Source organism: Variovorax sp. SRS16, from assembly GCF_901827165.1.
Classification (GTDB): Bacteria; Pseudomonadota; Gammaproteobacteria; order Burkholderiales; family Burkholderiaceae_C; genus Variovorax.
In genome coordinates this window covers 4,264,149-4,285,897 of sequence record NZ_LR594666.1, presented here as the reverse complement: position 1 = coordinate 4,285,897, position 21,749 = coordinate 4,264,149, and the positions used below count along the sequence as shown (strand labels likewise).

At 70.4% G+C, this 21,749-nt stretch carries 19 protein-coding genes; 1 reads left to right on the top strand and 18 read right to left on the bottom strand.

The genetic code is table 11. The features are described 5' to 3' along the window. Window positions 1-18 precede the first annotated feature (18 nt). The 18 genes from E5P2_RS20710 to E5P2_RS20625 form a co-directional block, all read right to left on the bottom strand. On the bottom strand, window positions 19-2,652 hold the full coding sequence (locus E5P2_RS20710; protein WP_162569003.1) for a baseplate J/gp47 family protein: 2,634 nt from the start codon (window positions 2,650-2,652) through the stop codon (window positions 19-21). Then, window positions 2,649-5,213, bottom strand: a complete 2,565-nt coding sequence (locus E5P2_RS20705; protein WP_162569001.1) for a putative baseplate assembly protein — start codon at window positions 5,211-5,213, stop codon at window positions 2,649-2,651. Before E5P2_RS20705 ends, E5P2_RS20710 begins: the two co-directional genes overlap by 4 nt. Before the next feature lie 325 nt (window positions 5,214-5,538). Next, window positions 5,539-5,907 (bottom strand): GPW/gp25 family protein, encoded by a 369-nt coding sequence (locus tag E5P2_RS20700; RefSeq protein WP_162568999.1) that lies wholly within the window; start codon window positions 5,905-5,907, stop codon window positions 5,539-5,541. Between the two features lie 19 nt (window positions 5,908-5,926). Beyond that, window positions 5,927-6,244: a hypothetical protein gene (locus tag E5P2_RS20695; protein WP_162568997.1), complete on the bottom strand. Its 318-nt coding sequence runs from the start codon at window positions 6,242-6,244 to the stop codon at window positions 5,927-5,929. A gap of 11 nt (window positions 6,245-6,255) precedes the next feature. Then, a complete protein-coding gene (locus E5P2_RS20690) occupies window positions 6,256-6,768 on the bottom strand; it encodes a phage baseplate assembly protein V (protein ID WP_162568995.1) in 513 nt (170 codons plus the stop codon). Further along, window positions 6,765-7,895 (bottom strand): hypothetical protein, encoded by a 1,131-nt coding sequence (locus E5P2_RS20685; protein WP_232080781.1) that lies wholly within the window; start codon window positions 7,893-7,895, stop codon window positions 6,765-6,767. Before E5P2_RS20685 ends, E5P2_RS20690 begins: the two co-directional genes overlap by 4 nt. 11 nt (window positions 7,896-7,906) lie before the next feature. Beyond that, a complete protein-coding gene (locus tag E5P2_RS20680) occupies window positions 7,907-8,260 on the bottom strand; it encodes a Base plate wedge protein 53 (RefSeq protein WP_162568993.1) in 354 nt (117 codons plus the stop codon). Window positions 8,261-8,273: 13 nt separating this feature from the next. Then, window positions 8,274-8,936 (bottom strand): CIS tube protein, encoded by a 663-nt coding sequence (locus E5P2_RS20675; protein WP_162568991.1) that lies wholly within the window; start codon window positions 8,934-8,936, stop codon window positions 8,274-8,276. A gap of 67 nt (window positions 8,937-9,003) precedes the next feature. After that, window positions 9,004-11,562, bottom strand: a complete 2,559-nt coding sequence (locus tag E5P2_RS20670) for an eCIS core domain-containing protein (RefSeq protein ID WP_197908532.1) — start codon at window positions 11,560-11,562, stop codon at window positions 9,004-9,006. After that, complete coding sequence (locus tag E5P2_RS20665; RefSeq protein WP_162568989.1) at window positions 11,559-11,804, bottom strand: hypothetical protein; 246 nt, start codon at window positions 11,802-11,804, stop codon at window positions 11,559-11,561. Before E5P2_RS20665 ends, E5P2_RS20670 begins: the two co-directional genes overlap by 4 nt. Then, window positions 11,801-13,699: an AAA family ATPase gene (locus E5P2_RS20660; protein WP_162568987.1), complete on the bottom strand. Its 1,899-nt coding sequence runs from the start codon at window positions 13,697-13,699 to the stop codon at window positions 11,801-11,803. The genes E5P2_RS20665 and E5P2_RS20660 overlap by 4 nt, the downstream gene beginning before the upstream one ends. Then, complete coding sequence (locus E5P2_RS20655; protein ID WP_162568985.1) at window positions 13,696-15,000, bottom strand: DUF4255 domain-containing protein; 1,305 nt, start codon at window positions 14,998-15,000, stop codon at window positions 13,696-13,698. Before E5P2_RS20655 ends, E5P2_RS20660 begins: the two co-directional genes overlap by 4 nt. A 9-nt stretch (window positions 15,001-15,009) precedes the next feature. Beyond that, window positions 15,010-15,678, bottom strand: a complete 669-nt coding sequence (locus E5P2_RS20650; RefSeq protein WP_162568983.1) for a hypothetical protein — start codon at window positions 15,676-15,678, stop codon at window positions 15,010-15,012. Further along, window positions 15,675-16,358, bottom strand: a complete 684-nt coding sequence (locus tag E5P2_RS20645) for a hypothetical protein (RefSeq protein ID WP_162568981.1) — start codon at window positions 16,356-16,358, stop codon at window positions 15,675-15,677. The genes E5P2_RS20650 and E5P2_RS20645 overlap by 4 nt, the downstream gene beginning before the upstream one ends. Before the next feature lie 12 nt (window positions 16,359-16,370). Continuing rightward, window positions 16,371-16,895: a phage tail protein gene (locus E5P2_RS20640; protein ID WP_162568979.1), complete on the bottom strand. Its 525-nt coding sequence runs from the start codon at window positions 16,893-16,895 to the stop codon at window positions 16,371-16,373. Window positions 16,896-16,905: 10 nt separating this feature from the next. Beyond that, entirely contained in the window at window positions 16,906-18,429 is a 1,524-nt protein-coding gene (locus E5P2_RS20635) for a phage tail sheath family protein (protein WP_162568977.1), read from the bottom strand. Window positions 18,430-18,469: 40 nt separating this feature from the next. Further along, the gene (locus E5P2_RS20630) at window positions 18,470-18,712 is read right to left on the bottom strand and encodes a hypothetical protein (RefSeq protein ID WP_162568975.1); all 243 of its coding nucleotides are present in this window, start codon (window positions 18,710-18,712) and stop codon (window positions 18,470-18,472) included. Window positions 18,713-18,914: 202 nt separating this feature from the next. Continuing rightward, window positions 18,915-19,943: a sigma 54-interacting transcriptional regulator gene (locus E5P2_RS20625; protein WP_232080780.1), complete on the bottom strand. Its 1,029-nt coding sequence runs from the start codon at window positions 19,941-19,943 to the stop codon at window positions 18,915-18,917. A 306-nt stretch (window positions 19,944-20,249) separates the two neighbouring features. Between E5P2_RS20625 and E5P2_RS20620 the strand changes: the two genes are divergently transcribed. Further along, window positions 20,250-21,689, top strand: a complete 1,440-nt coding sequence (locus E5P2_RS20620; protein WP_232080779.1) for a sensor domain-containing diguanylate cyclase — start codon at window positions 20,250-20,252, stop codon at window positions 21,687-21,689. The last annotated feature ends 60 nt before the right edge of the window (window positions 21,690-21,749 follow it).

Genomic DNA, 21,749 nt, shown 5'->3' with positions numbered 1-21,749 from the left:
AGCGGTTCGGCGCTGCGCTCATGTCATCTCCTCCAGCTGATCGAAGGGCGCCGTGTCGAGCGTCAGCAGTTCGGCCGGCAATGCCACGCCGCCGGCCACGCGCAGCGTGGAGGCCAGCAAGCGCACCTGCACCGAGGGCAGCGTCTGCGAGGCCGGTTGCGTGCCGCCGTACAGGCGCGTGATGTCGACCGCGACCACGCCCGGCACGGCCTGCGCGACCGCGATCACCTCCGATTGCTGCACCGGCTGCGCGAGCGCGCGCACATCGAAGGCGTAGTGCGCGCGCAGTGCCGCTTCGACCGCGGCGAGCACCGTGCCGATGTCCCACGCGGGATCGCGCTTGACCTTGAGCCCGAGCCGGAACGTGCTCTGCCGACAGGCCAGCAGGCGCACCGCGACATGCGGATCGCCGCTCGCCTTCAGCGCCGCAAGCAGGTTGTTCCACACCGGACTGGCCGCATCGAGTGCCGCACCTTCGGGCCCGGCGATCGCGAGGGCCACCACCGGCCCTGCGCGCAATTGCAGCACCTGTGCCTGCGCCTTCGCGATGCCGCTGAAGGCGCGCGCGAAGTCCTCGTAGTCGAGCACCGAGACCGCGCGGCCCAGCGTGCGCGTGGTGAGCGGGATGCTGTCGCGCGCCGCATCGGCCGCCTCGGGATCGGTGCCGCCCTCGGCCGCGATCGGATTGCTCACGCTCTTCAGGCCCAGCGGCCGGCTCATCAGCTGCGTGAGCTTGTCGGACGCGACATTGCCGTCCACGCCGAGGCCCTTGCGGTACGCGGCGCGCACGTTGTTCGGTCGACTGGGTAGCCGCGCGCCGCTGACGCCGTCGCCGAAGACCACGAAGTTGCGGCCCTGCTCGTCGGTCGCGAGCGCGTAGGCGCGCGCATCGGACGCCGCGCCGTAGAGCGTGCTCTGCGCTGTCCAAGCGATGTCACCGATGCGCACCGTGAGTTCGGGTGCGGCGCCGAGATCGTTGGCCGCGGCGCGCCAGGTCAGCGGCAGTTGCTTGAGTTCGAAGCGCTGGAACGCAGTGCCCGCATCGCCGCTGCCGAGGATCTGCGAAACCGATTCGCCATGCGAGGCCAGCGCCACGTTGGCATGCACCACCACGCTGCTGCGCACCAGCGCATCGGCGAGCGGCGGCGCGATCTCGAGCGTGCAGCGCACGGCGTCGAGTGCATGTGCCGCGACCAGCGTGGCCTGCACCGCAACCACCGCGCCGTCGGCGGCGCGCGTGCCGCGCACGATCAACCGCCGGCCGGGCAACAGACCATCGGCCGTGGCTGCAACCGGAATCAGCGCGCCCGCGACCGCATCGTCGACCGGGTAGGGCGCGAAGGCCAGCGCTTCCGATTGAACGAAGGCCACCGTCGCGCGCAGCTGCTGGCGGAACTGGGTCTCGAAGCTGTCGCCGCGCAGCTGCAGGCGCGTGAGCCTGCCGGCGAGCGCGAACTCGGCGCGCGCCACCTCGGCGACATTGCTCACCGCATAGAGCTCGACGTAGGTGTTCGCCGGCGCGGGCTCGCTCGCATAGTTGAAGCCACCCTTGGCGAGCACCACGTAGCTGCCGTTGTGGACCTCGGCATAGACCGCATCGAGATCGACCATCGCCGTGCCCGCCGGCAGCGCCAAAGGCCACAGCGCGAAGCCGGGCCATTCGGTCGCGCCCTTGCCTGCGGGATAGTTGTCGCGGAACTCGATCGGCAGGCTGCCCCACATCGGCGCGTTGTGGCCGAAGCCCGCTGCGCGCTTGCGCAGCACATGCACCTGCGGGCTCTGTGCGGCCGGCGTCATCGGCGGCACGATCGAGCCCAGGCCGCGCTTCCAGCGCACCAGCGTGCGGTCGGCATCGACCTGCAGCTCGACGCTGTCGATCACGCGGAAGTCCCAGTTGTTCCGGTTGGCGTTGTTGACGAATTCGTTGCCGAGCATCAGCAGCGCATCGCCGGACTTCAGGTTGTTGCGCACGCCCGCGAGGTAGGTGAGGGTGTCGTTGCGCACCGGCGTGCGCACCTCGCTCATCCACGGGCGCATCGCGTTCCATGCGGGGCGCGCGTCGGGCAGCGATTCGACCGTCTCGAAGGTCTGCGGCGTCTCGTTCGGACCGGGCACGCTCTGCACCTTGAGCCCGGTGTCCAGCGACAGCGCGGCCGGCACGCCGGTCACGAAATTGCCGGGCTCGGGCGCAAGGCTGGCCGGCGGCGCGGGGGGCGTGTCGAGCGCGAAGGCGAGCCAGGTCTCGGCCGCGACGCCGGGCCGCAGCCGGTAGCCGACCAGCTTGCCCAGCTCCTGCAGCGACACGCGCTCGGTGGCGGTGCGCAGGAAGGACTCGTTGGCGAGGCGCTCCTGGTAGAAAGTCAGCACGTCGGCCGAGCAGGCGAAGGCATCGATGAGGCCGATCGAGAAATCGTCGTCATCGCGCGTGCGCAGGTTCGCGAGCGGCGCGAAGTCGGAGGACGAGAGCGCGGCTTGCAGGCTGGCGCGGAACTGCGCGTAGTCGCCGATGCGGTAGCGGATGGCCGAGAGGCCGGCGCGGTTCGAGAGGCCCTGCGGTGTCTCGGCCGCGAGGCCGTCGCAGCAGCCGCAGGCTTCGCTGCCGGGCGGCAGCGGCGGCACGTGCGGCTTGAGGTCGGGGACGGGTGTGCTCATTGGCCACCTCCTGCATCGACGGTCAACCGCCCGCGCTCGGGGAAGCTCGGGTTGTTGGCCAGCTGCGCGATCTCCAGCGCGCCGATCGCGATCACGCCCTGCGCGAGCGAGGTCGAGTTGGGCACGCCCATCCGCGCGAAGCGATCGGCGCGCACCGAGTCCACGCCCTCGACCGACTGCGCCGCCGCGATCACGCGGCTCAGGTACACCGGCTGGCCGAAAGTGAAGTTGTCCGGATGGAACAGGCCCAGCGTGCCGTCGGCCAGCACCCGGCTCGACAGCACGGCCTGCACGTTCTGCAGCACGTCGGCGCGAAAGTACGCCGCGTTCACGCACACGTGCAGCGCGACATCGAGCGGCACATAGCGCGGTGCGTTGACGTCGAGGTCGTAGCCGGCCATGCGGAAGCGTTCGAGAAAGCTGCGCAGCCGCGTGCCGAAAGCCGCATCGACCGGGCCGCCGCCGAAGCGGTCGGGCGTGACGAACACGGTGTACCAGCTGCCGGTCCAGCGGAAGGTGGCGGCCGCGCGCTGCACGTCGGGCCGGCGCTCGGCCGCGGCCGCGTAGTCGGCCGGCGTGACGGCGCGCTCCTGCGTGCGGAAGGCCTCGGGCGCATCGCGCCGCGCGGCCTCGATGTCCTCGGGGCTCGTGCCGCCCGCGGCCGGCATCGGATTGAAGACCGCGGTGAAGACGCCGCTGGTCGCGCTCACGATGTGCGCGATGGCCTCGGTGCCGACATTGCCCGCGGGGCCGTTGCCGACGCGGTAGGTCGCGGCGAAGCGGGTGCCGATGGCCGGTCGCTGGCCCTGCACGTCGTCGCCGAAGCGCAGGCGTGCACGCGCGTCGTCGTCGATCTCGACCACGAAGTCGGTCGCATCGGCGGCGCTGGCCAGCAGGTCACGCTGCGGCGTCCAGGCTTCGGGCAGCGCGGCGGGCACGTCGGCGGTGCCGGTGAGCGACGTGATGCGCGGCGCAGCGGTGCGCGGGTCGATGGCCAGCAGCGCGCTCGCGGGCCACCAGGCCTGGTCGTCGCCGATCGGCACCGCAAGCAGCGTCGCGAGGTCGAAGCCGTGCGAGAGCGGCGCCTGTGCGAGCACCGGGCGAAAGCGCGGCGGCACGTCGACGGGCGCGGGCTTGTCGCACGAGCCGCTGGGCACGGCGCTGGCCACGCGCAGCCCCGACGCGACGACGATGCCGAGGTCTTCATCGGCGATGGTCATGCCGTGGTCGGCGAGCACGATGTTGCCGAGCGCGATGCTGATGTCGATGCCCGGACGTTCGGTGACCGAGAGGCACAGCGCGAAGGGCAGGGCATCGGCGGCATCCCATGCGATCTCGGTGACGTCGAGCGGCGCGTCGACCGGCACCGGCTCGAACAGGCCGCCCGAAGGATCGCTCGACAGCGTGACGGCCGTGAGCCGCACGGCCCAGCGGTGGGTGCGGTCGGCGTCCTCGGGCTGGAAGGTGGTGGGGCTCATCACTTCGCCGAAGACGAGGATGTCGCCGACCTTCAAGGTGTCGACATGGCCGCGCAGCGTGGCGTTGATGGTGCCGCGCGGCAGACAGCAGCCCTGGTCGCCCCAGGCGTAGAAGCGCAGCTGGTTGAGCCGCTCGTCGAGCACGGCGTCGTGCGCGGTCTCGAAGACCTGCGCACCGCCGGCGAGCGCGCTGCGCAGCGTGTCGCTGTCCGGCGCGAGCACGGTGTCGGCGCGCGGGACACGCGTGAGCAGCCGCGTGCCGCGCGCGAGCGCGATGCCCTGGCCGGCGACGTCGAGGTGCACGAAGGCGCGCGCGTTGCAGCCTTCGTGCAGGAAGTAATCGACCAGCCGCGCATGGCGCCGCACGGAGATGCGCTGGCGCGCGGTGGCGAGGTAGGCCTCGTTGGCGATGGCGTCCTGCCGGTACGAGAGGTTGTCGGCCGCGTAGGCAAGCAGTTCGACCAGCGTGATGCCGAGGTCGGCGGCGGAGCGTTCTGTCCAGCCGGGGACCTGCAGGCTCAGGCGGTCGAGCATCAGTCGGCGAAAGCCCTGGTAGTCCTTGGCGAGGTAGTCGATGCCGGGCTGCGCGCCTTGTTCGGGCGGGCAGGAGGGCGGCTGTGCGCAGTCGAAGTCGGAGGGGCATTCGACCTTGAACGAGAACACGATGCTGGACAAGCGCGGATCGAAGCCGGCCGGTGGATCGTCGCTGCCGGCGTTGGCGAGGATGCTGAAGGTGTAGCGCGAGAAGTCGCCGCTGCCGTCGGTGCGCACGACGAGGGTCCGCGGCAGATCGTCGACGGTATCGACGAGGCCGGGCTCGGCCTGCGGCGGCAGCGCATCGGCGCCGGCGCACCAGACGATGCCGACGCTCCGGATGCGCTCGCCGCCGTCGATGCGCAGGTTGTCGGGGCCGAGCACGAAGCCGGGGCGCAAGAGGCGGACGAAGAGCGTCTGTTGGCGCGGCACGCCGGGCGGTGCGGCGCGGTCGAGGACTTCGATGAACGCGATGGCGTTGGCGGTGCCGCTTTGCTGGATCACTTCCAGTCTTCGTTCGTCGCAGCAATGGAAAGTTGTCGTGGTCATGGGTGCGTCCTTCCCATGGAGGGGCGCCCGGTCCGCGCTGCGGGCTGCTCGACCCCACTGCGCCGGCCCCTTCGGGGCTGCCCTGCGGTGCTCGCCTTTCGCGGGGTCTCGCTCAAACTCGCCTTCGGCTCAGACAGTCGCGAGCCCTGATCCGCGAAAGGCTGCGCTCCTCGGCGGCGCAGAGGGGCCGACCATCCCGCAGCGCAGACCGGGCTTGGGGGTGTGCGAGCGCTGCTTCCGCCCGCGGCGCCGGTGTATTGCCCCCTCTCCCTCCGGGAGAGGGCTGGGGTGAGGGCGCCGGGCGGTAGCGGGGGCCGCAGCGCATTCACGTCGCACTCCCAGGCACCGCAAAACTCTCCACATGCGTGCTGCGATCCAGCAGCACCACATAGCTCACATCGACCCGCAGCGCCGAATCGTCGTTGACCACCTGCACCGACTGCACCGCGATCAGGTCCGACAGGTACTGCTGCAGCGCGCCCTGCACCAGCATCTGCGTGGTCGCGGCCAGCGTGCTGCTGTTGGGCTCGAACACCAGCGCGAGCAGGCCGCTGCCGAAGTCGGGGCGCATCACGCGCTCGCCCGGTGCGGTGAACAGCACCTGCTCGATCAGGTCGCGGATGTGGTCGTCGCGCGCCGTCGTCGCCGTGCGGCCGAGGCTGTCGAAACGGTAGGGGAAATCGAGATCGCTCATGGCTGCATCCCTTTGGCTCTCAGGTTGCGAGCGCGCGCGTCTGCGCGGCCACCGGCATCAGCGGCGTGCCGGTCGGCACGCACACCGACTGCCCGGTCATCGTCAGCACCGGCGCGCCGCCGGCCATCACGCGTGTCGCGCCGACCACCCACTGCGCCGTGGCGCAGGGCGGCGATCCCGAACCGCTCAAGCCGCAGGCCGCGACCGCATACGGGCTGCTCAGCGTCACCACCGGCTGGCCGCTCACGGTCACGCGCGGGAAGGGCGTCATCGGCGTGGCCTGGCCCGCATGCGCGCACATCACGGTGGCGCCGACGTGGAGGATGGGCGAGGGCATCGCGTGGGCTCCTAGACCACCGTCAGCGCGCCGAGGTTGAGGTCGACCGTCGGCCCGGTCATGTTGATCACCGCGCCCTGGCCGTTGGAGATAACGATGCCCGCGTCGCTCACCGAGATCATCGCGCCCGTCGTGGTCTGGATCAGGATGCCGCCGGTCGGGCCGGGCAGGTCGCTGATCACGAGGCCGTTGTTCAGCGGCGTCTGCAGCACGAAGCCGGTGACGCCCGGCGGCACTGCGCGCGCGAGCGTGGGCACTTCGGCCGCGCTGCCCCAGTAGCCGCCGACCCAGATCGGGTAGTCGGGGTCGCCGCGCTCGAACTCGATCCACACGCCGGCACCGATCATCGGCACGGTGAAGAAGCCGGTGTTGATGCCCGCGGCCGGTACGCAGGGCATGGCCCAGGTGCCGGGGATGACGCCGGCGAGGTCGGGCACCATCGCCTGGATGCGGCCGATCTGCAGCGGGTCGACGTTGTCGACGACCGTGCCGCGGTACTTGCCGTAGAGGGGTGAGTCGCTCATGTCGGTACCGTCGGAAATGTCGAGACCAGCCCGTTGCGCGCCAGCGTGAAGCCCTGCTTGTAGGCACCGCGCTCGATCTCGTGCGTCACGCTCTTCACGTAGTAGAGGCCGTCGAAGGGCAGGCCGGCGCCGCGCACGCCGACCAGCTGGCGCGACCTGAGCAGACGCCCGTACTTGGCGACATCGAGCCGCCCGTGGCCGAACACGGAGTCGCTGTGCTGGCTCGCATAGGCCAGCCCGGCCATCAGCGCCTCGGGCGCCGACAGGTGCGCGGTCTTGTCGAGCTTGACGACCTTCGGCGGCAGCGGCGGCACCAGGCCGAGCGGCGGGTTCATCGGCGTGATGTCGGGGATCGGGATGCCGATCGGCGCCTTGCTGACCGGCTCCTGGAAGAAGACGATCGGCGTCGTCTTGCGCTCCTTGTCGAAATCGAAGGACAGCTGGTCGACATTGTTCCGCGCGTCCATGCCGGTGGTGAGCGCGGGCTGCGGCTGGCCGAAGCGGATCTCCGGGCCCCAGTAGGCTTTCGAGGTGCCGGGCGCAGGACCGGGCTCGAGGTAGAACACGTAGCCCGCCTCGCCGGCCAGCTTCTTCACGTAGGCATAGTCGCTGCCGCGCTGCTGCGGGATCTGCTGCACGGGCAGCGGCGGAATGTCGAGCACGCTCGGGATCACCATCGGGACCACACCGAGCGCCGCGTACTTGGCCAGCACCAGCAGCACGCGCGCCGAAGGCGGCATGGCGGGGAACGGAATGCCCGGCAGCTCGATGATGTCCATCAGCGCCGACAGGTCCTTGCCCTTGACCACCAGCTTGCCGACGCCGCCTTCGCCGGGCCGCGTCTCGACGTTGGTCATCACGCCGTCGATGATCGACTGCGCACTGCCGTTCAAAGTCACCACCAGCACCACGCGCATCAGCGGCACGCCGCCGCCGCCGGTGAGCAGGAACAGCGTGCGCAGCGGCGAGCGCAGCGGCAATTCGAAGTTCAGCTCGAAGCCGCTCTGCGTTTCGCCCGAGCCGTCCTCGACCTTCACGTGCACCAGCGCGTCCACCACCTCGCGCGGCGCGGGCACGGGCACCGGGCCGATCAGGAGCGAAAGCTGGACGCCGCCGGGCATGGCCATGGCCTTTGCCGTCAGAAGCCCGGAGGCTGCGGAATGCGCACGCGCGCGCCGGGCGTGTCGCTGAGTTCGAACGGATCGGTGACCGCGTTGGCATCGGCGATGCGCCAGTAGAGCTCGGGGTCGCCGAGTGCCTGCGAGGCCAGCAGGTCGGGGCGCTCGCCGCTGGTCACCACGTGTTCGGCTGCGATCGCGATGTCGCGCCGCTGCGGGATGAAGCGGCGCAGCACATAGGGCACGCCCGGGTCGCCAGGCGCGCGCACCAGGCGGCCGAGCGGCACGCCGTCGTAGCGGCTGTTCGGCGTGAACGGGCTGGCCGGGATCGCGCCCGCGTCGATGAGCAGCTGGACCGGATCGGTGGTGGTCATGCCGAGGGCTCCTTCACGGCAGGTTGCCGAGGCCCAGCGAGGCCAGCGTCGCGGTGCCGGCGCGTGCGGCCAGCGCCTCGCGCACGCGCAGGTGGCTCAGGAAGATCGTGCCGCCCTTGTGCTGGAAGCCGAGGTCGTCGGTGCTCATCACGCGCAGGCCCAGCGAAACCTTGGCGCGCAGCGGATTGAGCGCCGGGTCGAAGGCTTCCTCGGTGATCGAGATGTCGGTCACGCGCACCGGCACCACGCGGCTGGTGCTCCAGATGAAGAGCACCAGCGGCGCTTCGGGCGGCAGGATCTCGAGCGTGCCGTTGGCGCCCTGCGTGGCGACCGAGAGCAGTTCCTCGACGCTCGGATTGACCAGCGCCTCCAGCACCGCGAGCTGCGGCGCGATGCCGTAGGCGACGGCATTGGCGTTGCTGTCCGGATGCTCGAGCTGGTCGGTGGCATCGATCTCGGCTTCGAGCTTGATCGATTCGATCGCCGGCCCCTTGAGGCGGAAGGGTTGCGCGCGCTCGCCGCCGCCGTCGCCGCCGACGCCCTGCACCTGGTAGCTGCGCGTGAGCGTGTCGGGGTTGTATTGCAGTGCGATCGTGCGCTGCACCGCGCCGCCGCCGGGTGCGAGCACGACGAGGCCGCCCTTGATCAGGCGCGGGCTGCCCGGAAAGGAACTCATGCCTGCCTCCGGTGCGAAGGGATGCGGATGGGGGTCGGGTTCATGGTTGTGGCTCCAGGTCCGGACTTCAGAAGCGCCCCGCCAGCGCGTCCGCGCGGCTCTTGTCCAGCAGGTCCTTGAAGGCCTTCTCGAAGTAGTTCAGGTACTGCTGCTGGGCGCGCGTCAGCGGCTGGCCCAGACTCTGCAGGCGCAGCAGGATCAGCGCGACGCGCACCAGCGGATGGTTGCTGCCTGTCCAGCGGAACGCGCCGCCATTGGTCGATCCTGCGGGCTTGGCCGCCGGCGGCTTGATTCGGTTGAAGGCCTGCGGCCCGACCTGTTCGAAGCGAACCAGCAGCGAGTTGATCTCCGGCCAGCCCGCGTCGAGCCATGCGCTGATCGCCGCAGCGCTGCCGGCCTGCGGTGCGAGTTCGTCGATGAGCGTGTCGAGCGTCTGCGAGCTCTTCGAGAAATCCTCCAGCATGCCGATGTCGACGGGCACCTTCGCCATGTAGTCGGTGGTCTTGCCATAGATGGACCAGGCCTTGTTCTTGAAGGTCTCGCCGCTGTCCTTCGTCGAGCCGATGGGCGTGTAGTTGACCGGCGTGACGAGGTAGGGAATGTTGCGCAGCTGGGCGTACTGCTTGCCCACTTCCTCGTCCCGGTCGAAGGGCTTGGGCGGCGGCGTCTCGGGGTCTTCGAGGAACAGGTCGACGTTCGCGGGCAGGCCCGGCGGACGCGTGAACTGCGGCGCATAGCCCTTCGGTTTGCTGAATTGCGTGATCAGGTCGTTGTTGACCAGGTAGGTGTCGCCGGTCGCATCGTCCGTGATGATCAGGATGATGTGATCGAGCAGCGTCGCGAGCGTGAAGTCGAGCCTGAGTTTCGCGTCGCTCTTCCTCGCGGTTTCGAGGACGTCCTGCGCCACCGTCAGCGCGTACACGCCGCAGTCGCGCACCAGCCGTCCGGCCAGGTCGCTCGGCATCTTCGAGTCGATGTAGTTGGTCCCGAAGTCGCGGACGTTGTAGCCCGTGTGGTAGGTGTAGGCCTTGAGGTAGCGGCCCATCAGCGCCATCAGCGCGCCGAGCGCGCCCGGGCCGCGGCGCTGGTAGATGCCGTACATGATCGACCAGGCTTTCAGGCGCTGCGCGCTGTCGTTGAGGTCCACGGGCTGGTCGCGGAAGGCCTTGCGGATCTCGGGCTCGCGTGCGATCTCGGCCTGGAAGTCGGCCTGCCCCATCAGCGCGCCCTGCACCAGGTCGAGGTTCTGCGGGTCCTGGCCTTCGCCGGTCTGCAGCATGTCGGCCGAGAAGGGATGGCCGGGCAGCTCGGTCAGATCGGTCTCTGCCTGGTTGGCACCGTGGTAGCGGAAGGCCGGCCGGCCGGTGGCCGTCTTCACCTGGCTGGTCTCCGCGATCTCCGCCGGCGCGTCGCCGAAGGGCGTGTGGTTCGCCTTCAGGTCCGCGCGCAATGCGACGCCCTTGTCGCGCAGCGCGTCGGCGCGCTTCGCATCGCCGGCGGCGCGCGCCGCGGCTTCGAGGCCGGCGTAGAAGCCGTAGATCTCGCGCATCTCGTCGTAGATGCCTTCGAGCTGGTGGTAGCGGCGGTCGCGGTGCGACACGTCGGCCGTGGCCTTCGATTTCTCGGTCGCCTGCAGCGCGTAGTAGGAGAGGATTTCATGCGCGGCGCCGAAGTAGCCGAAGGCCCGCTCGTGGTCGCCGCGCCTCGCCGCGTCCTCGCCGAGCCTGACGAGTCCGCCGGGATCACCCATGACCGAACTGCTCTTCGTGCTCAGCTGCCCGCCGCGCGGGAGGTCGCGGCCGACGGTGAAGGCGATGAAGAACTTGCGCTGCAGCGTTTCCCTCAGGCGGTCCGCCTTCGCGAACTCCTGGCGCTGCTCGAGTTCCTCCACCAGCTGGATGCCCTGGTCGAGCACGTCGATGTCGTAGCCCGACGCGTCGGCGATCGCCAGCAGTTCATCGATCAGCGCCGGCACGCGCTTCGTGTCCGAGACCTTGGCGACCCCGAAATCGCTCCAGGCAGCAGCCCACTTTCTGTCGGGCGTCGCCGCGGGGACTGCGTTCGGCGTGCCGGTGCCGGTCGTCGCGGGTTGGCGCTGCAGCAGCGTGCCGGGGGCGTGTGCTGCACCGGGGCTTGTCTGCTGCAGCACGTGCGTCAACTCGTGCGCGATCAGGTGGCGTCCTTCGCCGGTGCCCGGCGCATAGCGGCCGGCAGCGAACGCGATGTCGCGGCCCGCCGTGTAGGCATGCGCGTTCAGGTCCCGTGCCGAGCGCGCGGCCGCGCCATCGGCATGCACGCGCACCGACGCGAAGTCGTGGCCGAAGCGCTGTTCCATGTCTTGCCGCAGCGCCGGTGTCAGGGGCGTGCCCGGACTCGCCAGCACTCCGTCTACGCTCGCGGGCACAGCTTCCGATGTGGAGCGTGCGGACCGTGCGTCTCGCGCCGGCGCGAGCGCCGTGCCGCGCGGTGCAAGTGTTGCGGGCGCCGCGAGCACCCGCGCCGCGATCCGATCCGCTTCGCCTTCCAGCGGATCGTTGACCGCGCCGACCACGCGCTCGCGCATCGCGCCGGAGGGCGCGGCGGCCGGCTTCGCGTTGCGAACGGCGGTGGCGGCCGGCGCCTTCATCGACGCACTCCCGCGGCCATGTGCCGGCCCGCATCGCGGCCCAGTGCCTGCGCGCCGGCGGGCGCGGCGAAACGTGCACGCACCGCGTCGCGATGCCCCGTGTTCGCAAGCTGTTCGGCCACGCCGGGCAGCGCGAACTCTCGCGCCAGCGCGGCCTTGAGGCCGGCGACGACCGCGTCGCGCTCTGCCGCCGGCACGCCGCGCAGCACCAGGCGATCGATGTGCAGAACGACCTTGGTCATGACGCCCACCCTCGCGTCTGCGATTCGGCCAGCGGCCGTTCGTGCTTGGCCGCCTCGTGGTGCGCGGCGCGCGCGAGGTGCGCCATCGCGAGCGGCTCGCCGCCCTCGGCCGCGAGGAAGGCCGCATTGAGCGCGATGTTGCGGATGTGGCCGCCGGCCATCGGCAGCCGCGCGAGGCGCGCATAGTCGAGCGCGCCGCGTGGCATGGCGTCGGGGAACACGCGGCGCCAGATGGCTTCGCGTTGCGCGAGGTCGGGGAAGGGGAACTGCAGCACGAAGCGCAGCCGGCGCAGGAAGGCCGGATCGAGCGCGGCGCGCTGGTTGGTGGTCAGCACCGCGAGGCCGCGGTAACTCTCCATGCGCTGCAGCAGGTAGCCGACCTCGATGTTGGCGTAGCGGTCGTGGCTGTCCTTGACCTCGCTGCGCTTGCCGAACAGCGCATCGGCCTCGTCGAACAGCAGGATCGCGCCCGAGTCCTCGGCCGCATCGAAGACGCGGCGCAGGTTCTTCTCGGTCTCGCCGATGTACTTGCTGACCACGCTCGACAGGTCGATGCGGTAGAGGTCGAGCGCGAGTTCTTTCGCGAGCACTTCGCAGGCCATGGTCTTGCCGACGCCGCTCTCGCCGAAGAAGAGCGCGCTGATGCCCAGGCCGCGCTGGCCCTGCGCGCCGAAACCCCAGTCGGCATGGACGCGAATGCGCTGACGCACCTGCGCCGCGAGCTGGCGCAGGATCGCGAGTTGCGCTTCGGGCAGCACCAGCGCCTGCCAGTCGGCGACCGGCTCGATGCGCTGCGCGAGTTCTTCGAGGCGCGGGCGCGCCTGCTCGCAGCACGCGTGCCACAGGCGATCGGCCAGCGGCTTTGGATCGGCCGCGTCGCGCCAGGGCGCCGTGCGGCGCGCGATCGCTGCCGCGGAAAGCCTGAACTGCGAGGCCACGGCATCGATCGCGCTGCGCAACGCGGGCGTGCAGTCGGTGCCCAGCGCCGCCAGCCAGAGCGCGCGCTGGCCGTCGCCGTCGGGCTTGTCGACGCGGCCGCCGAAGGCCGCGGGCAGCGGCGGTCTTTCGCGCGCGGCGACGAACACCGGGCCGCCGAGGCGCGCCACCAGCCGCGCGAGCGCGGACGCATCGCCGCCGGCGGCATCACGGCTTTCGATCAGCAGGGCCGCGGGCAGCAGCACCGCCTCGCGCTGCCAGAGCGTGGCCAGCGCTTCCTGCTCGCCGGCCTGCGCGGGCACGTCGGCCTGTGCGAGCACGAACAGCACGCGGCCGAGGCGCGCGGCCACCGCGGCCGCGACGTCGCACTGGCCGTCGGCATCGTCGCCGGCGAGCAGCGTGAGCGGCTGCGCGATGCCGCTGGCTGCGATCTCGGCGGCCAGTGCGTCGGCCAGGCGGCGATGGGCATCGGCCATCAACGACGGCGCGGGATGCTCGCGCAGCAAGGGCACGAGGCGCGCGTCGAGCTGGTTGAGGCCGGCGAGGTGATGCAGAACGCGTTCGTCGATGCGCAGGCGGGCCTGGCTCGGGCTGCCGTCCTCGATCTCCAGCAGTCGCCATGCGCGCAGCGGTGCGCGCGGCGTCAGCGCGCTCCAGTGCGCGCCGGGCAGCGCGCCGAGCGCGAGGCCGAAACTCAGGCGCGGCACCCGCGCTGCGAGTGCCGAATCCATTTCGATGCCCGCGGCCAGCAGCAGCAGGCTGCGCTCGAAATCGCTGAGGCCGAAGGTGGCCGTGATCTGATCGATGGCTGCGGGTTCGGGCAGCGCGGCACCGGCTTCCACGGGGCTCGGCACGGCCGGCGCGCCGCTGTCGCCGAGACGGCGGCGCAATTGCGCGAACTCGGCCGCCAGCAGGCGCTGGTTGGCCTCGGGCCAGGCGAGCGGGAGTTTCGCGTTCATGGCGGCAGCGTGATGCGGTCGTTGAAGAACGCGGGCGGCGTGGCGCCGCGGTTGACCACCACGCTCTCGATGCCGTCGATCTTCAGGCGCAGGAGCGGCGTGCCGCCGGCCGGCGGCGCATCGGCGAACGCGAAGTCGAGCTGCGCCGTGTCGGCGGCGAAGGGCAATGCCGGCGTCTCGCGCGTGTCCATCACCAGCGTCACGGCCTGGCCGACGCGCACCACGGGTGCGCAGCCCAGCGTGAGCGACAACACGTTGGCCGCGCTGCGCGCCATCGCGAGCGGCGGGAAGCTGGTGATGGCCGGTGCGATCGCGATCGGCAGCGTGTTGCTGGTGCGCGGCGCGGTATCGCCAGGGCGCAGCACGCGCAGCGCGGCCTGGTAGACGCCGGCCGGCAGCGCGGCGGGCGGCAGGGCGAGGTTGAAGCTGAAGGCCGCATCGTCGCTGCTGTCGGCCAGCGCGATCTCCTGCGCGATGCCGAAGCGGTCGTTGCCGAGCAGCAGTGCGCGCGCCGTGCCGCCCAGATGATGGCCGCTCGCATCGACCGCGTCGCCCAGGCGCAGCGCCGAGGGTGTCTGGTGCGCAGGCGCGATCAGGCTGTCGAGCGTGGGGAAGGGCGGCACCAGATCCGGATTGACGAACACGCCCTGGTCGAGATCGCCGCGCCGCAGCACCGGCAGCGGCGAGACCGCGGGCCGCCGCGCTTCGATCAGCACCACCGAGACCACGAAGTTGGTGGTCGGGCGGTAGCGCGCCTGCAGCGCGGTCCACAGCCGCGACATCTCTTCGCCGCCCATCGCGGTGGGCGTGATCCTCAGCATCTCGACCTGCTCGGCGAGGTCGGCGCTGCGCAGCGACTGGTACACGGTAGGCAGCAGCGCGCCGCTGACCGGCGAGGGATTGAGTGCGGTGCGGATCTGCGCGCGCCCGAGCATCGGGTTCTCGTGCAGCAGCTGCAGCGCATAGCCGAGCAGCACCTCGGCCTGCAACTCCTCGAAGCCATAGGCGCTCAGCAGGTAATGCAGGTCGAGCGCGAGCGGCGGGTCGGTGCTGCGCGCGCCGCGGCTGTCGCGCGAGGGCAGTGCGACATTGCGCCAGGCCGCATTGGGCGTGACCTGATGCAGGAAGAGGTTGACGCGCGGCACCGCGTCCGGCCCTTCGAGCGGCACGGCATCGGGCGGCATCGAGGAGACGGTGACGCCGGCGCCCATCGCGTCGGTGACCTGGTGATCGATCAGGCCGGTGTCGATCAGGTCCTTCAACACCGCGGTGACACCGGCGAGGGCAAGGGCATTGCTCATGGCGAGCGCCTACGACCTGCCGCGCGATCCGCGCAGGTAATCGCCCAGGCCGCGCGCATTGGCGTCGCGCGGACGCGCGGCACGCGGCGGCGCTGCAGCCGGCAGCGCGGTGAGTTCGACACGGCCGATGCTCACGTGGACCTCGGTCGGTGCCGGCACGGCGGCAGCGCGTGCGGGCTGCCGCTCGCGGCGCGGCGGTGTCGCGTGCATGCCGCGCAGCGGCGGCGATTCCCCTGGCTGCGGTGCCTGGTGGGTCACCAGCGGCTCGGGGTCGGGCATCGAGGCATCGGCATGCGCTGGCGGCGATGGATCGCGCGCTGCGTTGCGCCGCGATGGCGACGCGGCTTCGGCATGGCGAGCGGCCTTGGTCATGGCGCGCCTCGGCGGTGTGGCATCGGGCTCGGCGCGGTGCGTGATGACGAGAGGCAGAACATGTGCCTGCGTGGCCATGTGCATCGGCGCTGCGCGTGCCACCGTCGCTGCCACGTCCGGCTGTGACGACATGACGGGTGCCGGTGCGCCGATCAGCGGCTGCGTCATCGAAGCGGGCTCGGAAGCCGGCGCGAGCTCGGCGACGGACTCGTCGCGTTGCAACGCATGCAGCGGACTCGCGCGCTGCGAGCGCACCGGCCGCGCCGCGCCGAGCGCACGTTCAGCGAGGCCGCGCAGCAAGCTCATGACAGCACGCGTTCGATGTAGCGCTGCCGTCGTGCGGGCGGCAACGCGAGGATCTCGGACTCGCTCCAGCCATAGGCGCCGGCCAGCAGGTGCACGTCGTCGAGCAGCCGGTCGGCCTGCGCGGCGAGCTCGTCCCACAGGCTGGCGGCGATGTCGAGCGGCGCCGACCATGGGTGTGCGCAATATGTGCAGGCGAGGTCGAGGGTGACATGCGCGAGCGGATCGGCCGCGTCGAGCGCGGCTTCGATCGCGGTGCGCTCCTCGGCGCTCCATGCGCGCACGCCATCGAGCGCGAGGCGTTCGAGCAAACGCTGCGCGGCGGCGTCGACGTCGACCGCATCGACCAGCGCCGCGAGATCGCGCGAGGTCGGGCGCCGGAAACGCGCGGCGCCGACCGTCACGGGCGCCTCGTCTCGCGGCGCGCGTTGCGCGAAGTCGTTGAGATCCAGCGTGAAGGTCAACGCTTCGCCGCACGCGGGGCAGCCAACTTGCGCCTCGAAGGCAGCCCCGAACCATTCGCAGCGCAGCGTCAGCAATGCCGCATCGCGTGCACCCAGCGGCCGGTCGGCCCAGGCGATCTCGGGCGCCGCCGCGGCCGCGAGCAGCAGCGCGCGGTCGAGTGGATGGCGCTCTGCGCCGCGCTCCCGGAGCGCGAGGCATTGAAGATCGGCGAGGCCCATGCGCGATCGTCCTCAGGCCGGTTCGGTGAAGCTCGGCTCGCTCGGCTCGGTCACGTCCTGGTCGCGCTCCCAGCCCTCGTTCTCGAGCTTGATGCTCTGGATCAGCACGGCATTGGCATTGGCATCGAGATCGGCTTCGGCCTGGAACTCGCTGACCCAGCAGCGGTACACCTTGTAGGCGATGGCGAGCTGGCCGGCCTCGTTGTAGATCTCGATGATCAGGTCCTTGCGGAAGTCCTTGAGCGACACCTCGGCGCCGAGGCCGCTGCCGAAGTTCCAGACCTTGTTGGCCCACTTCTCGAACTCGGTGTCGTGCGTGACGCCGCGCTCCAGCGTGATCGCTTCGTACTTGGTGCGGCCCGGCGACTTGCGGCCGGTCGACGGGTCGCCGCCCTCGCGGTGTTCGACCACCTCGGTCGTGCGCTTGAGCGCGGAGATCTTGCAGACGCCGGCCACGTAGCGGCCATCCCACTTGACCCTGAATTTGAAGTTCTTGTAGGGATCGAAGCGCTGCGCATTGACGGAAAACTGGGCCATGTCTGTGCTCCTAGGTCGGGATGTCGCCGGCGATCTGCTGCAGCTTGAGCACCACGAACTCGGCCGGCTTCAGCGGTGCGAAGCCGACGAAGATGTTGACGATGCCGAGGTCGATGTCGGCCTGCGTGGTGGTCTCGCTGTCGCACTTGACGAAGTACGCTTCCTTGGGCGTCTTGCCCTGGAACGCGCCCTGGCGGAACAGGCCCTGCAGGAAGGCGCCGATGTTCAGGCGGATCTGCGCCCACAGCGGCTCGTCGTTGGGCTCGAACACCACCCACTGCGTGCCGCGGTACAGGCTCTCCTCGAGGAACAGCGCCATGCGGCGCACCGCGAGGTACTTCCATTCCGAGGCCAGCGGATCGGCGCCGGCCAGCGTGCGAGAGCCCCACACCACGCGGCCGTAGACGGGGAAATCGCGCAGGCAGTTGATGCCCATCGGATTGAGGTCGCCGTTCTGCAGGTCGGTGAGCTTGACGGTCAGTGCGCTCACGCCGGTCAGCGTGGCCTCGGTGCCGGCGGCCGACTTCCAGACGCCGCGCGCGGCATCGGTGCGCGCCATCACGCCGGCGACCGCGCCGCTGGGCACGAAGTCCTGCAACTGGTTCGCGCGCAGCGGGTTGGGCGCGCTCACGCGCGGGAAGAAGAAGGCCGCGTTGATGTCGCGGCCGACCGCGTTCGCATGGGTGATGGCTTCGTCGATGGTGTCGACGTCCGATGGCGGATCGACCAGCAGGATGGCGCGGCGGCGCGCGCAGTAGCTCAGCACGCCGCCGAGGTCGGCCGGCTGCACGTCGGCATCCGGCGCGTAGGGCGGGATGACGAGGATGTTGAAGAGATCGGCGCGTTCGAGCGCGAAGATCCCTTGGCGCGTCGCTTCGAGGCCGGGCGCGCTGATGACGGTGGCATCGACCGCATCGCCATCGGCCGTCGCCGCGACGGTCAGCAGCGTGGCCGCGGCCGCGGCCGGCCGCGCGGGCGCCGCCGGCACCGCGGTCGCGCGCACCAGCGCGCTGCCGAGCAGCACGCGCTGCACGTAGCGCGCATCGGCCGGGCTGGTGGAGAGGCCGAAGTAGACCTCGCGCAGGTCGGTGTCGGTGTCGTGCACCGTGAGGTTGAAGAAGGGCGCCGGCAGCGCGCCGCCCGAGCCGTCGTCCAGCGTCACCGTGACCTCGACCAGTCCGCCCCACGAGCCCGGGTTGGCCGCCGACAGCGTGAGGCCGTTGTTGGTGATCGATGCGGTCGCCATGTTGGCGCCGGCCACGCGCACGATCAGCGCATCGCTGCCGCCGTTCTGGAAATACTGGTTCACCGCGAAGGACATCGGACTGTCGTCCCACAGGCCGCCGAAGATGCGCTGGTAGTCGGCGAAGCTGTGGATGCGCACCGGGCTCTGGTTCTGCGGATCGTTGTCCAGCGGCCCGCGCAGCGCGCGGCCGACGAACGCGGTGATCGACGTGGCCACGCCGGTGATCGTGCGGACGCCGCTCGACACCTCTTCGATGTAGACGCCTGGAAAAGTCAGTGCCGATGGCATGCCATGCTCCTTCTCGTGCGCGCGCGGCGCGGTTGGCTCATCACTCCACTCCCCTCGAATACAGCTGCGTTCCGTCCGCCAGGCTCACGCGCCGCATCAGGCCCTCGCCGACCAGCTGCGCCAGCGCGCGCTCGATCTCCTCGGCCGAGGCTGCGGCACCGCTGTCGCCGAGCCACCAGCGCCGGATGCCTTCGGCCGAATCGGCGGCGCGCGGATGCGCCTTGAGGTAGTCCACGATGAGCCGTTCGACGCCGTCGCGGACATGCGCAGCCGGGTGTTTCATGGGGCTCGCGTTGCAAGCTCGGTGCCAGCGCACGCGCAAGGGACCTGCATGCGCGCCGTGCCTTGGCGCGGACCCTGCGCGGCATGTCGCGGTGGGTCGCCAGCGACCCGGCGATGGCGGATGCGGCAGGGTCGCAATCCACCCGCCGGGGCATCGACGGCCCATGGCGAAGCGCGCAGCGCGCGGTGTTGGCGGCGGTGATTCAGGCGAGGTGGTCGGAGGCGGCGTCGCGCCCGATGCCGTGCTTCTTCAGCAGCTTGCCGAACGCACGCCGTTCCTTGCCGACCATCTGCGCGGCGCGCGTGACGTTGCCTTCGGCCTGGCGCAGTGCGCGCTGCAGATAGTCCTGCTCGAACTGCCGCACTGCCTCGGCCTTGGCGAGCTGGAAGCGCATCAGGCCGCTGTCGTCCCAGTCCTCGGCGGCCGGGGCCGCATGCGGCGCGGCGTCTTCACGCAGCGCGATGCCGCCGCCCATGAGGAATTCGCGATGCACCCAGTTCTCGAGTTCGCGGATGTTGCCGGGCCAGGGCTGGCTGCGAAGCCATTGCAGCGTGTCGTGCGGCAGCGCCTTGGCGGGCAGGCCGTACTTGGCGCTGAAGCGCCGGATGAAATGCGCAGCCAGGAGTTCGATGTCGCCGGCGCGCTCGCGCAGCGGCGGCAGCACGAGGTGCAGGATCTTGAGCCGGTACATCAGGTCGGCGCGGAAGCCACCCTCGGCCACCAGCGCGGCCAGCGGGCGGTTGGAGGCCGCGACCACGCGCACGTCGCCCGTGAGTTCGCGCGAGGTGCCCAGCGGCCGGTAGCGCTGGTCCTGCAGAAAGCGCAGCAGCGTCACCTGCGCCTTGCCGCTCAGCGCATCGACCTCGTCGAGGAAGAGCGTGCCGCCGTTGGCCTCGGCGACCAGGCCGGCGCGCGCGTGGCGTGCGTCCGTGAAGGCGCCGCGCTCGTGGCCGAAGAGTTCGGATTCGATCAGCGTCTCGGGCAGCGCGCCGCAGTTGACGGGCACGAAGGGCCGTTCGCTGCGCAGGCCGCCGTAGTGGATGACGCGCGCGGCCAGTTCCTTGCCGGAACCGGTCTCGCCCTCGATCAGCGCCGGTGCCTCGGTGGCGGCGATGCGCTCGAGCTGCGCGACCATGCGCGCATGCGCGGCCGAGGCGCCGATGATTTCATCGTGAAGTCGCTTCCATCCTTCGGAGGTGCACATCGCTTCGGGGATCGGGGGCGAAGACATGGGGCTGCGCGTGTCGAGGGTAACGGTGTCCGTGTCCTGGGATGGATGAAGGCCCTCGCCGGCCTTCGAGAACGAATCTACCCGGCTGACCGTGGAGCGCAATATGACTGACGGCGTACCGCAGCCTGGGCGCGCGGCATGCATTGAAAACTCAAGTATTCATACCGAAGGTCGGGTGGAGCGGCCCGATGTGGAAAAGTTCGGATTCGGGGCGCATGCAGCTGCTGCGGGAGCGGAGGCGGCCGGTGCGCGCGTGGACAATGGGCGCTTGCGCAACACATCCCATGTCCGAGGTATAGAAAACCCATGTCGTCCGCCTCCGATCTCGAATCGATGTTCGATCTTGCCCCCGTGTCGCTCTGGCTCGAGGACTACAGCGGGCTCAAGCGCCTGTTCGACCAGTGGCGCGCGCAGGGCGTGGAGGATCTGGTGGCCCATCTCGGGGCCGAGCCCGGGCGCGTGCAGGAGTGCATGTCCCGGTTGCAGGTGATGCGGGTCAACCAGAGCACGCTGGCGCTGTTCGGCGCCGCCACCCAGGAAGAGCTGCTGTCGCGCCTGGACAGTGTCTTTCGCGGCGACATGGCCGATTCGGTGATCCACGAGCTCGACCTGCTGTGGCGCGGCCAGCTCAGTTTCGACAACCAGACCGTCAACTATGCGCTGGACGGACGCCGGCTCGACGTGCACGTCCATGTGCGCGTGCTGCCCGGCCACGAGGCCGCCTGGGATCGCGTGCTGGTTTCGCTGCACGACGTCACCGAGCGCGTGCAGGCCGAGCGGCAGCGCGCGGAAAGCGAGCGCTACGCGCGCGGCCTGTTCGACCATTCGCCGGTGTCGCTCTGGGTCGAGGACTTCAGCGCGGTCAAGACCTTGCTGGACGACATCCGGGCGCGCGGCATCAGCGATTTCGCGACCTTCATCAAGGTCCATCCGGAGTTCGTGACGCGGTGCATGCAGGAGATCCGCGTGATCGACGTCAACCACGAGACGCTGCGCATGTTCGCGGCGGCCGACAAGAACACGCTGCTCAAGCACATCTCGCGCATCTTCCGCGACGAGATGCGCGAGTCCTTCGGCGACCAGCTGCAGGACCTGTGGAACGGCAAGACGCTGCAGCAGCGCGAGGTGCTCAACTATTCGCTGTCGGGCGAGCCGGTGAACATCCACATGCAGTTCGCGGTGCTGGAGGACCATCTGGACACCTGGGACCTGGTGCTGGTATCGCTGGTGGACATCACCGCGCGCAAGAAGGCCGAGGCTTACCTCGAATACCTCGGCAAGCACGACGTGCTGACGCAGTTGCACAACCGCACCTTCTACACCGAGGAGCTCAACCGGCTGTCGCGCAAGGGGCCGTGGCCGGTGTCGGTGCTGGCGATCGACCTCAACGGCCTGAAGAACATCAACGACGAGGAAGGCCATGCCGCCGGCGATGCGCTGCTGCGCCGCGTGGGCGAGGTGCTGAGCAAGGCGGTCGATGCGCCGTCCTGGCCCGCACGCATCGGCGGCGACGAGTTCGCGATCCTGCTGCCGATGACCGACGAGCGAGGCGCGGAGGCGATGCGCGAGCGCGTCATGTCGCTGCTCGACCTGAACAACCAGTTCTATGCGGGCCAGAACGGCCATGTGCTGAGCCTGGCGATCGGCCAGGCGACCTGCAGCGCCGGCGACCAGCTGGACCTGGCGCTGATGCGCGCGGACAAGGCGATGTACGAGGACAAGGCACGCCATTACGACGGGCACTGAGCGCCGGGCTACGCCTGAGCGAGCGGATTGCGCCGTTTTGAGTGAACAATAGCGGCCTCC

Bases quoted from the DNA above. Each gene is read 5' to 3' on its own strand.
- E5P2_RS20695 (WP_162568997.1), bottom strand. From the start codon at position 6,244: ATGCCCTCGCCCATCCTCCACGTCGGCGCCACCGTGATGTGCGCGCAT.
- E5P2_RS20650 (WP_162568983.1), bottom strand. From the start codon at position 15,678: ATGAGCTTGCTGCGCGGCCTCGCTGAACGTGCGCTCGGCGCGGCGCGG.
- E5P2_RS20640 (WP_162568979.1), bottom strand. From the start codon at position 16,895: ATGGCCCAGTTTTCCGTCAATGCGCAGCGCTTCGATCCCTACAAGAAC.
- E5P2_RS20710 (WP_162569003.1), bottom strand. From the start codon at position 2,652: ATGAGCACACCCGTCCCCGACCTCAAGCCGCACGTGCCGCCGCTGCCG.
- E5P2_RS20705 (WP_162569001.1), bottom strand. From the start codon at position 5,213: ATGACCACGACAACTTTCCATTGCTGCGACGAACGAAGACTGGAAGTG.
- E5P2_RS20675 (WP_162568991.1), bottom strand. From the start codon at position 8,936: ATGAGTTCCTTTCCGGGCAGCCCGCGCCTGATCAAGGGCGGCCTCGTC.
- E5P2_RS20630 (WP_162568975.1), bottom strand. From the start codon at position 18,712: ATGAAACACCCGGCTGCGCATGTCCGCGACGGCGTCGAACGGCTCATC.
- E5P2_RS20670 (WP_197908532.1), bottom strand. From the start codon at position 11,562: ATGAAGGCGCCGGCCGCCACCGCCGTTCGCAACGCGAAGCCGGCCGCC.
- E5P2_RS20655 (WP_162568985.1), bottom strand. From the start codon at position 15,000: ATGAGCAATGCCCTTGCCCTCGCCGGTGTCACCGCGGTGTTGAAGGAC.
- E5P2_RS20620 (WP_232080779.1), top strand. From the start codon at position 20,250: ATGTCGTCCGCCTCCGATCTCGAATCGATGTTCGATCTTGCCCCCGTG.
- E5P2_RS20680 (WP_162568993.1), bottom strand. From the start codon at position 8,260: ATGACCACCACCGATCCGGTCCAGCTGCTCATCGACGCGGGCGCGATC.
- E5P2_RS20685 (WP_232080781.1), bottom strand. From the start codon at position 7,895: ATGGCCATGCCCGGCGGCGTCCAGCTTTCGCTCCTGATCGGCCCGGTG.
- E5P2_RS20660 (WP_162568987.1), bottom strand. From the start codon at position 13,699: ATGAACGCGAAACTCCCGCTCGCCTGGCCCGAGGCCAACCAGCGCCTG.
- E5P2_RS20625 (WP_232080780.1), bottom strand. From the start codon at position 19,943: ATGTCTTCGCCCCCGATCCCCGAAGCGATGTGCACCTCCGAAGGATGG.
- E5P2_RS20645 (WP_162568981.1), bottom strand. From the start codon at position 16,358: ATGGGCCTCGCCGATCTTCAATGCCTCGCGCTCCGGGAGCGCGGCGCA.
- E5P2_RS20665 (WP_162568989.1), bottom strand. From the start codon at position 11,804: ATGACCAAGGTCGTTCTGCACATCGATCGCCTGGTGCTGCGCGGCGTG.
- E5P2_RS20690 (WP_162568995.1), bottom strand. From the start codon at position 6,768: ATGAGCGACTCACCCCTCTACGGCAAGTACCGCGGCACGGTCGTCGAC.
- E5P2_RS20700 (WP_162568999.1), bottom strand. From the start codon at position 5,907: ATGAGCGATCTCGATTTCCCCTACCGTTTCGACAGCCTCGGCCGCACG.
- E5P2_RS20635 (WP_162568977.1), bottom strand. From the start codon at position 18,429: ATGCCATCGGCACTGACTTTTCCAGGCGTCTACATCGAAGAGGTGTCG.